Source organism: Actinocrinis sp., assembly GCF_035605935.1.
Taxonomy (GTDB): domain Bacteria; phylum Actinomycetota; class Actinomycetes; order Streptomycetales; family Catenulisporaceae; genus Actinocrinis.
Genome location: NZ_DATNGK010000159.1, coordinates 1 through 9,538, shown reverse-complemented (window position 1 = coordinate 9,538; position 9,538 = coordinate 1). Strand labels below are relative to the sequence as shown.

9 protein-coding genes and 1 pseudogene are annotated in these 9,538 nt (G+C 66.7%); 6 read left to right on the top strand and 4 right to left on the bottom strand.

Annotated features, from left to right (window positions below):
* Positions 1-262 (top strand): annotated as a pseudogene (locus tag VN779_RS13435) (1,3-beta-glucanase); the annotation flags it as partial.
* A gap of 165 nt (positions 263-427) precedes the next feature.
* On the top strand, positions 428-1,972 hold the full coding sequence (locus tag VN779_RS13430; RefSeq protein ID WP_325723062.1) for a ricin-type beta-trefoil lectin domain protein: 1,545 nt from the start codon (positions 428-430) through the stop codon (positions 1,970-1,972).
* 55 nt (positions 1,973-2,027) lie between these two features.
* On the opposite strand, the gene VN779_RS13425 is transcribed toward VN779_RS13430, so the two are convergent.
* Complete coding sequence (locus VN779_RS13425; protein WP_325723060.1) at positions 2,028-2,612, bottom strand: TetR/AcrR family transcriptional regulator; 585 nt, start codon at positions 2,610-2,612, stop codon at positions 2,028-2,030.
* 478 nt (positions 2,613-3,090) lie between these two features.
* On the opposite strand from VN779_RS13425, the gene VN779_RS13420 reads away from it, so the two are divergent.
* Together VN779_RS13420 and VN779_RS13415 are read left to right on the top strand one after the other, a co-directional pair.
* Positions 3,091-3,270, top strand: coding sequence for a hypothetical protein (locus VN779_RS13420; protein ID WP_325723058.1), 180 nt, complete (start codon positions 3,091-3,093; stop codon positions 3,268-3,270).
* A 255-nt stretch (positions 3,271-3,525) separates the two neighbouring features.
* Positions 3,526-4,671, top strand: coding sequence for a sensor histidine kinase (locus VN779_RS13415; protein ID WP_325723054.1), 1,146 nt, complete (start codon positions 3,526-3,528; stop codon positions 4,669-4,671).
* Between the two features lie 59 nt (positions 4,672-4,730).
* Here VN779_RS13415 and VN779_RS13410 read toward each other — a convergent pair whose 3' ends face one another.
* Entirely contained in the window at positions 4,731-5,453 is a 723-nt protein-coding gene (locus VN779_RS13410) for a response regulator transcription factor (RefSeq protein ID WP_325723051.1), read from the bottom strand.
* 36 nt (positions 5,454-5,489) lie between these two features.
* On the bottom strand, positions 5,490-6,425 hold the full coding sequence (locus VN779_RS13405; protein ID WP_325723049.1) for a GH25 family lysozyme: 936 nt from the start codon (positions 6,423-6,425) through the stop codon (positions 5,490-5,492).
* A gap of 420 nt (positions 6,426-6,845) precedes the next feature.
* On the opposite strand from VN779_RS13405, the gene VN779_RS13400 reads away from it, so the two are divergent.
* Together VN779_RS13400 and VN779_RS13395 are read left to right on the top strand one after the other, a co-directional pair.
* Complete coding sequence (locus tag VN779_RS13400) at positions 6,846-7,724, top strand: CHAP domain-containing protein (protein WP_325723047.1); 879 nt, start codon at positions 6,846-6,848, stop codon at positions 7,722-7,724.
* Between the two features lie 93 nt (positions 7,725-7,817).
* Positions 7,818-8,303: a GNAT family N-acetyltransferase gene (locus VN779_RS13395; RefSeq protein WP_325723045.1), complete on the top strand. Its 486-nt coding sequence runs from the start codon at positions 7,818-7,820 to the stop codon at positions 8,301-8,303.
* Positions 8,304-8,589: 286 nt separating this feature from the next.
* Here VN779_RS13395 and VN779_RS13390 read toward each other — a convergent pair whose 3' ends face one another.
* Positions 8,590-9,294: a ribonuclease H gene (locus VN779_RS13390; protein ID WP_325723043.1), complete on the bottom strand. Its 705-nt coding sequence runs from the start codon at positions 9,292-9,294 to the stop codon at positions 8,590-8,592.
* Between the last annotated feature and the right edge of the window lie 244 nt (positions 9,295-9,538).

The following is a 9,538-nucleotide window of genomic DNA, read 5'->3' as shown; positions in this document are numbered from 1 at the left end:
AGTGATCGTAGACCGCCGCAACACCGCCGCGGAGCAGGTCCGGTTCTACCTCGACGGCCGGCAGACCTTCGCCATCAAGGAAAGCCAGGTCGGCGTCGCCACGTGGCAGGCGGCGATCGACCACGGCTTCTTCGCCATCTTCGACCTCGCCATCGGCGGAGCGTTCCCGAACGGCGTGTGCGCCTGTACCTCGCCGTCGGCCGCGACCACGCCGGGCGCGGCGATGAACGTGAACTGGTTCGCGGTCTACACGAGACGCTGAGCCGTTGCGGTATCGCCGGTGCCGATGGCCCGGCGATACCCGAAAACCCGGAGCACCGGCCGTTGCCGGTGATCATCGTGGCGGGAGTGTCGGTCGTGGGCATCGCGGCTGCTGCCGTGTCGTTCGACGGCGCGCAGCGGTGCTCGCGCGCACGAAGGACGGCTCATGTACGAATCTCGGTTACGGCTCGCCGATCGCTTTGAAGCGATCGAAGCAGTAGCGCGCATCGGCGAGCATGTCGTGTGGAGTTGCCGCGATCTGCACACTGGGTCCGGGCACGCCGTGACGGCGATCCACATCGGCTCGGCCGAACCGCGCGAGGTGGTGGCCAGGCTGCTGCCCAAACTGGACGCTGTCGCGCGCCTTGCGCATCCACACCTGATCCCCGCAGACAGCGTGGTGAACGGAACTGACTGGATCGCCATCGTCACCAGGGCACTTCCTGCGGAGGATCTGTCCTCCGTGCTGCGCAATCATCGGCAGCTTCCGCCCGCTCAGGTGGCGCTGTTCGGTGCACAACTCTCCGACGCGCTCGCAGCCGTGCACGCCTTAGGTCTCACACACGGTCACCTTGCACCTGCGGCGGTACGGCTCGAGCCAGGCGCGGGCGGCGCGTGGAACGTCCGAGTGGCCGGCTTCGGCCTAGCAGACCTCGGCGACATAATCGAACATGGCCATACGCAACACGCCGGCGGTGGAACCGATTCTGCGTATAAGGCGCCTGAATTGGCAGGCGACGAATTCGCCTCCGCAGCCGCCGACGTGTACGCAGTCGGCGTCATGATGCGCGAAGCACTGACCGGCGGCGGGCCGGTCCTGACTCGGCAGGCCGGCAATGCGGGCGCGTGTGCCACCTTGGGTCCGCTCACGATCCCCGCGCCGCCGGATCTACTGCGACTCGTCTCGGCCTGCCTTGAGCGCAACCCGCGCGATCGACCGACCGCCTCGTACCTGGCCAGCCGCTTGCCTGCGTTCACAGTCTCGACACGCATCGATCCCGCCGGGCACGCCCCTGCGTCGTCCCAGGCGCTGCGTCACAGGCTTTGGCGCGCGAGCGGGTCCGCCATCGCGATCGCCGCAGGCGCTGTGACTGCCATAACCGTCGCCGTCCTCGGCTCCAGCGGTGCGCGCTCCGGCGCAGGTGCCGCGATGGCTGCCAGCCCGCTGCCGATTGCGACCACGGCGCAGCCCGACGCGAGTCAGGGTGCGAGTGAGGGCGTCCCAAGGGAAACGCCATCCCTCGGCAACGGCACACCAGCCGATACGGCACCAACGACACCGGCGAGCCTGCTGGGAGCCGTGTTGCCGGCAGGCGCATCGTTCGGCGGCGGACGGCCCCTCTTCAACGCCCACAGCGGTGAGTGCCTGGACACCAGCGGCAGCACTTTCATCAATGGCGCCAAGGAGGAGATCTGGACCTGTAATGGCAGCAGCGGCCAGGCGTGGAGCTTTTCCGCCGGCGCGTTGGCTGTGGACGGCGGCGCGTACTGCCTGGATGTGTACGGCGATAAAACTGCGGACGGCAGCAGGGTCACGCTGTGGACCTGCGACGGCGGTGAGGATCAGCAGTGGGCGGTGAATGCCAACGGCACAATCACCGAGGTCCAGTCGGGCAAGTGCTTGGACGTCACCGACGCACTTACGGCCAAGGGCACCCAAGTCGAGCTGTGGACCTGCAACGGCGGTCAGAGTCAGCAATGGTCGTGGTAGCCGATAAAACAGCGACGGACCTCACGTCTCGCCACATGTGCTTGAGACCATGTTGTCAGCCGCGTGTGCGTTCCAGAGCCTCTTCGATGGCTTGGCGCTGCCGTCGGGGATGGTAGGTCGATCGATCGAGAATCGCGAGCGTGTTGAGACCCTCGACGAGGGCCACCAGCGCGGCAGCCGTGTCCTGGCGCTGCGTCGCGTTCAACTGCGGGCGGGCTTCGACCAGGAGCCGATCGATGCGGGCGACAAACGCACGGTTGTGTGACCGATGCAGCTGCGCCAGCTCCTCATCGGCCACAGCAGCAGCCGTGTATGCGAGCCAGACCCGAGCCTCGTCGCGCTTGCCTTCCGTGAGCAACGCCGCCTGATGCAGTACCGCGCGCAGACGAGCCTCTGGACCGGCCGCTTCGGCTTCGGCCCGATCGGCGCGCTCGGCGGTCTGTTGGTGCAGCAGCTCGCGCGCATGACGCAGGAGCGCCCGCTTGTCCGGGAACGCGTGCATGACCAGGCCGGTTGTGCAGCCTGCGTGCTCGGCGACGGCACGGACGGTCAGTCCGGTCAATCCGTCGCGCGCAAGCACCGCCCAGGTGGCGGCTGAAAGGCGCTGCTGTTGTGCGGGCAGATCGCGGCTGCGCGCCATGTCTCACTCGTCTCCGCGCTCAGGACTCGTCCATCGCTATCCACATTATGCCTGTTCCGGTAATGGCCGTTCCGGCTAATCGCCGAGGGCCGTCGTGCTTTCGCACCACACGATGTGGTGCCACAACACTGCGGTACACGCCGGCGTGGGCGGTTCATCCGGCTTTCGGGCCACGCCGGGCGCGACCTAAGTTCGGCTCGGTGTGTTCAGACAGCACCCGCAGACATGTGGACGAGGGGAATCAGACCATGAAGTCGCGTAGGCGGGTTGGCGCTGCTGGGATTTCTGACCGCTGCCGTAATGCTGGCCCTGGCACCGCAGACCGCGCAGGCTGACCCGTTGCCGCCTTGCTACGGGCCATCTTGCGTGGGCCCGATTCCCCCGGCTTAGAGCGGACCATCCGCGAGACACGAGACTTCACGTGAGCCTTCGACAGGTAACACCAAACGCATCACCAGGGTTGGGTCCAGCCGCCGCCGTGGTGGACGACACTCAGGCCTTCACCGGGGGTCATCAGCTGTGCGACAGCGCCGATCCGTGGGTCAACGGGGTAATCGTCACGCACCAGGAGTACTCGTTCCACCCCAACGCTAAGGGTCATGGACAGGAGGCCGCGGATCTGAAGGAATACCTCCTGAGTATCGGAGCCCTCTCCTGACCGCGACCCCATCGCACGGGAACCCGCCCGGGTAGGCGACGTGATCGTCGCCAACCCGGGCTTCCCGCGTATCCCGGCGTCGTCCGCACGCAGAGCATGGGCCGGCGATGCCCTTGACACCAAACGGCTCCGCAAGACGTACGGATCAGTGATAGACGCTAAAACCACGGGAGGAACGAACTGACAACGGATCTGGGAGAGACCTCGCCGCGCGACGGACAGGACACTTCGAGCGCCGCGCGGCGGAGTGCGCGTGTGCTCACACGCACGGCGGTGCTCTTTCGCGTCACGGGCGTTGTTCAAATCCTCATCAGCGTCCTGCCGCGCACGTCCGAATACGCACACCCCGCGCGCGTGCTGGCCCTCGCGCTTATCGTGTGCGCCGAGAGCCTGGTGCTGTGCCTTCGCTGGCTGCGCAGCGAACGTATCGCGCCGCTCGGCATGACGGGCGATATCGTGTTCTGCATTTCGGCGCTCGCTGCCAATGCCGCGCTCACTCCCAAGCATGACGCGTTGACGTGGGCGTTTTTTATGTACGGCTTTACCATTCTGGTCAGCATCGCGGTAGGGATCGCCTTCCGCCGGTACCGTGCGGTGCTCGCGGGCACCGCGGCACTGGCGGCGGCCTATGTCCTGTCGTCGATGTGGTTCGGCCTGGAGCGGCCGTGGAATGCCGTGCCTGACACCGTCAGCTATTTCGCCGACACCTCAGTGACGTGGCTGGTCGCGCGTGAACTGCGCGATGCCGCGCGCCGATTGGATGCCGCGCGTGCGGAGGCAATAGCCAACGCACGGCTGTCGGCGACCGAAAGCGAACGTCTGCGGCACGCGCGCGTCCTGCACGACCGAGTACTCCAGACCATGGAATGCCTGGCGAGCGGTCCCTGGGTCGCCGACGACGCGCTGCGTGCTCACGTAGCGGCTGAAGCCGCGTGGTTACGCGCCTTGGTGCGCGGCGATCCGTTCGACCAAGAAACGGACCTGCTCACCGCCCTTCAGGCGGTCGTGTCCCGCAAGTCGCGACAGGGTATGGACGTTCAGCTTGTCGACAGCTCACTGCGCCAACGTGCACCGATTCGCGCCAGCCTCACCGCAGTGGCCGTCGAGGCGCTGTGCGGTGCGGTGGAGGAGGCACTGACCAACGTGGCGAAACACGCTGGCGTCAACCGCGCCGTCGTGCACGCCTCCGCCTCGGCCCATCGCGTGGTGATCACCGTGGTCGACCAGGGCAAGGGCTTCGAACCCGCGCGCCAGCCGACCGGATGCGGCCTGCCCCAGTCCATACGCGGGCGGCTCCAGGAAGTCGGCGGGTGGGCACGCGTGGAGTCCGGGCCCGGCATGGGCACGAGCGTCGAGCTCGCCGTGGACGTGACTTTCTCCGCGCCAGAACTCGGTAACTAAGGCGGCTGGCGCGGCTTGCGCAGACCCTCGCGCTGCTCGCGATGACCGAGACTTCCTCCTCAGCGCAGGTTGTTCTCGCCGAGGTGCTGCAGCGCGGCTCGCGTCAACTCGGCCTTGTTGCCGACTTGCAGCTTCGCCCGGATCCGTTCTACGTACGTGTTCACCGTCGCGAGGGTGACGCCCATCCGCGTTGCCGCCTGCGCGTGCGTGAATCCGCGCGCGATGAGCGTCAGCGTCTGCTCTTCCCGAGGGGACAACAGTGGTGCCGAGGCCGGGCGCGGTGTCCCTTGGTCGGCGGCTGTCTGCGCGCCGTTCAGCTGTGACTGCAAGAGATCGGCGAGGTGCGCGGAAAGCGCGAACCCGCCCGCCGCCACCGTGCGGACGGCTGATATCAGCATCACTGGATCGGCGAGTTTCGTGACATAGCCGCTGGCGCCGGCCCGCACAGCGCCGAGAACATCCGCGGGTTGGGCAGACGCCGAGATCACCAGGACTTTGATAATCTCGCGAAGCTCGGCGATGACTGGGAGACAGGGCCCGCCCTCGTCGTGGTAAAGGTCGAGCAGGAGAACATCGGCCTCAGCTCCCTGCCGCAGGGCTTCCAGGACATCAGCCGATGACCCGACACAGAGGGCGACCTCGATGTCGCCTGCTTCCTCGAGGATGGCAGTGATACCGCGGCGAGCTAACGGATGATCGTCGACGATGGCAACCTGGATCATCGCGCCTCCTTTCCTCCAAGCGCTCTCGCGCTCGCTCGAAGTGCTCGACGCGGTGACCACGGCCCGCGCAGGCGCCGTCCGCGGTCACCGCGCACATCAGCCGCCCGCGCACGCGGCAATACCGGGTGAATAGCCATCGGCCGCGACCGGGGGAGTGTTGAGATACCAGTCATAGACCCAGTTGCCGTCCGAGAGCCGATCCCAGGTAGTGAACGGCCTACCATACTGAGTGCGCCCGTCGACTTGATCGCCATTCCGCGTCTGGCACTGTACATATAACGTGGCCCCGGACGGCGCAAAGGCGACCACGTGGTTGGCGCGGGGCTGGGACTGCACGGCCAATCCGGCGGAGTCCACTGCGGCCACCTGGTATGGCTTACCGGACGGTGTCCCTGGCGCGAACTTGCGCAGCTGGGTCATCGACCCGTTGAAGATGTCCAGATCGGCGGCGCCGGTGACACCCGGGACCGATCCGGAACCGCTGAACTGCCAGAAGGTGTAGTAGGTCCAGCCGCCGAACAGACCCGTCGGATTCGCGGCCCATTGCGCGAGCCACAGCGGGTCGGTGGCGGCGAAGGCCCCGCTGTCGGCAACGCAGTTTGTCCACGTGTCGGGATTGGTGTAGAGCAGCGCGTCCTGGCCGGTGCGCTTCTTCACCTCGCTGACGAAGTCGCGCACATACTGGAGCCAGACGCCGGGCGACTCACCGTCGCAGCGCCCGAGGTTCGTGTTCTGCTCGACGTCGAGCGTCGGCGGCAGCGTAGTGCCGTCGGCGGCGTAGCCGATCTGGTCGAGGAACCAGTCGGCGTGGGTTGTTCCCGACTGGAATGCGGGTTCAGCGAAGAAGTACGCACCTCGCAGCATTCCGGCGTACTCGGCTCCGAGGTACTGGCCGGCGAACGAGGGGTTCTGAACAGCGCCGTCAGCAGCACTCACCATCGCAAAGCGATAACCGGCGCTGTAGACCTTCTGCCAGTCGACGTTGCCGTCTGACGCGGACACGTCGATCCCTAGGACGGTTGGCGCCGCCACGGCGGAGGCTTCAGCGCGGCTCGTCTCCGACGCAGCCGGAACCAGTCCGGTGACCAGCGCCGCGGCAATCGCGAATCCGATCCGAATACTGATGCTCGTGCGTGATGAGCACGCCAGTGACATCGCGTTTTCTCCGATGCGTCGATTCTTGTCTGAGCGACGGCCCAGCGGCCAAATCCTGCATCCACGTGGTCCTTCGCGTCACGTCCCGTGAACGCACCACCCGCGTGTGGGTCGTAAGACCGATGGATGCGTGTAGCGCGAATAGCTGTCCTGACGAATGCCGCCGACTTCGCGAGGCTCTTCGCGCCGGCTTCTCAACCACGGCTCTCAGTCCCGCAGCGTTCGCCACAGTGGCGCGCAGGGAGCGGTATTCTCTTCGAAAGGTCAGCCATGTTTTCGTGGCAGTCGAACCCGTGTATGCGCGCGGTTTTCCCTCTTTCCGCCGCGGCGCTCGCGGTCACGGTCCTCGCGACGACCGGCGCACCTGCGTGGGCGGGTAGTGCCGATCCCGCCGCGGTCCGTCCTGCGGCTTCGAGCGTGATGGCATCCGGACAGCAGCTCACCGCGGGCCAGTCGCTCACCTTGGCGTCCGGGGAATACCGGCTGACGATGCAGCCGAACGGCAATCTCGTCGAGTACACCCTCGCCAACGTTCCGCTCTGGTCGACCGGAACCGAAGGCAACGCGGGGGCCCGAGCCGACATGCAGAGCGACGGGAACCTGGTCGTCTACAGCAGCGCGAACAAGGCCCTATGGGCCACGAACACGAACCGCTACCCGGGTGCTTACCTCGCCCTGCAGGATGACGGCAACGTCGTCGTCTACCGCACCGACAACAAGCCACTGTGGTCCGCAGGAACCTACATAGCCGGCGGTGGCACCGACGACTACCCGTTCGCCGGCAGCAGCATCGACGTCAGCGACGGCTGGGGATTCCTCACCCGCGAGTGCACCTCGTTCGTAGCCTGGCGGATCCGCCACAACCTCAAGATCTCCGACTTCAGCAACGGCTGGCACGGCGGTTGGTTCGGCGACGCCGGCAACTGGGCGGCCAACGCCCGTAGCCTCGGACTGGTCGTCAACAACGTTCCTGCCGTGGACAGCGTGGCCGTGCTTCCCGGGGGCGTGGACGGCGCGGGCTCCGCGGGCCACGTCGCGTTCGTGCTCGGCGTCGGCAATGGCACGGTCAGCGTCGAGGACTACAACTACGCCGATAGCTACGACGGTGTGCAGTACTACCGGTACAGCCAGCACGTCATCGCCACCTCCGGAGTCTCGTTCATCCACTTCCGCTAACTGCGCACGTCGGCCCACCGTGCTAGCCCACATGGCGATCGTTACCGTAACATTGGTTACGGTAACGATCGTTGCGGATGCATGGAGGCCGGGATGGATGTGTTCGTCGGGCAGGAGCCCTGGGACTCGCCGGATGGGGCGCGGCTGCGCGCGGCGCAGCGTGCTGAACTCGACGCCCGATACGGAAACGACGACCACGAGCCGGGCACTGCGCCTACAGCTGAAGACGTACCGCTGTTTCTCGTAGCCCGCGATCACGACGGGCACGCCATAGGCTGTGGAGGGCTGCGATTCCTGTCGCCGAACGTCGCCGAGATCAAGCGCATGTACGTTGAGACCGGCTATCGCGGTACGGGTGCCGCCACCGTGATCCTGCGCCAACTCGAAGCGCGCGCGCGTGACTCCGGCGTACTCGAGCTCGTGCTGGAAACCGGCACCTTGCAGCCTGACGCTGTCAGGTTCTACCAGCGTGAGGGTTACGAGCGGATCGACAACTTCGGCCCATACGTCGGCGCTGCGCAGTCCGTGTGCTTCGCTAGGACACTCGATACCGGTGGCGACACGTACGCCGACAGGTGAGAATCCAGCGGCCGGAGCGCACGGGGCCGTGCCACACGGTGACATACCTGTCGCCGAATCAACGCGTCGCGCAGCGGGACACGCCGCATCCATAGGGTGAATGAGAGTGCAGTGACTTGTGGGGCTCGAATACACGATGCGCGCGTTTGAGCAGGCTCTTCGGTACCGTCTGGTTGTGTCAGGCTGCTGCGGTGGTCCAGCGTGCAACAGGCACCTTACGCAACACCGGCCTCGGCTATGCATCGTCTCTGAACTGCCCGGATGGGGTTTCCGGCAAGCGCAACGCTCACGAACTAGCCGGCTGCGCCGCGCACTCGGGGTGGCCCCAGCCCTTCGGGTTCTTGGCGATCTGAGCGCCTGCCTCGTAGCGCTTACCGCAGCGGCAGGTACCGGGGTACTTCGCTGCGAGCGTTCGGGCCGGGTTCGCCGTCCGCGCAGCCTGTGTGCCGCGCGGCGCGAAGGTCCGCTGTCCGGCGGAGCCGGTCGGTATCCCGGCACCCGTCAGTACCTGCGCCGTGTCGGGAAGGGCTCCGCCGGCCGGCCGCTGGCTGATCGCGGCGTCGCTCGCCGCCTGATCCGCGAAGGCGTTGAGCGGGTCGCCGCCGACCTGGTGCGCCGGCACATAGACGAACTTCACCTCGCGGTCCGCGAGCAGCGCGTCGATGCGCACGATCAGCTCGCGGTTCGCCACCGGGCCACCCGAGGCAGTTTTCCACCCGCGCCGTTTCCAGCCGGGCAGCCACTTGGTGACGGCGTTCATCGCGTACTGCGAGTCCATCCGCACCTCAAGCGGCACAGTGGCGGGCGCTGCCGACAGCAACTGCTCGAGGGCGGTCAGCTCGGCGACGTTGTTCGTGGCATCACCCAGCGGCCCCGCCGCCCACCGTCCACTGCCGCTGTCCACGTCCTCCACGAGCACCCATGCCCAAGCGGCGGGCCCCGGATTCCCCTTGCAGGCGCCGTCACACGCGGCAATGGCACGATCAGTCACGCGCCCATCATGCCAGCCCGCAGCCTCGCCGCAGCCAGTCCGCCGCCTCGCCGGAGGTGGCGCGGTCAACTGTGTTTAACTGCGCTCAACTGCTCGGGTCGCGAGTGACCGTTTCGTGCTATGTGGTGATGGCAGCAGCTCAGGGCAATTCACGGGGCGCTGATAAATGAACCTTTATTCGTCTCGGGCGGGGTTTTGGGCGCGGCGCCCGTCGGGCGGAGCCCGAACCGCATGCTGCTGCGGC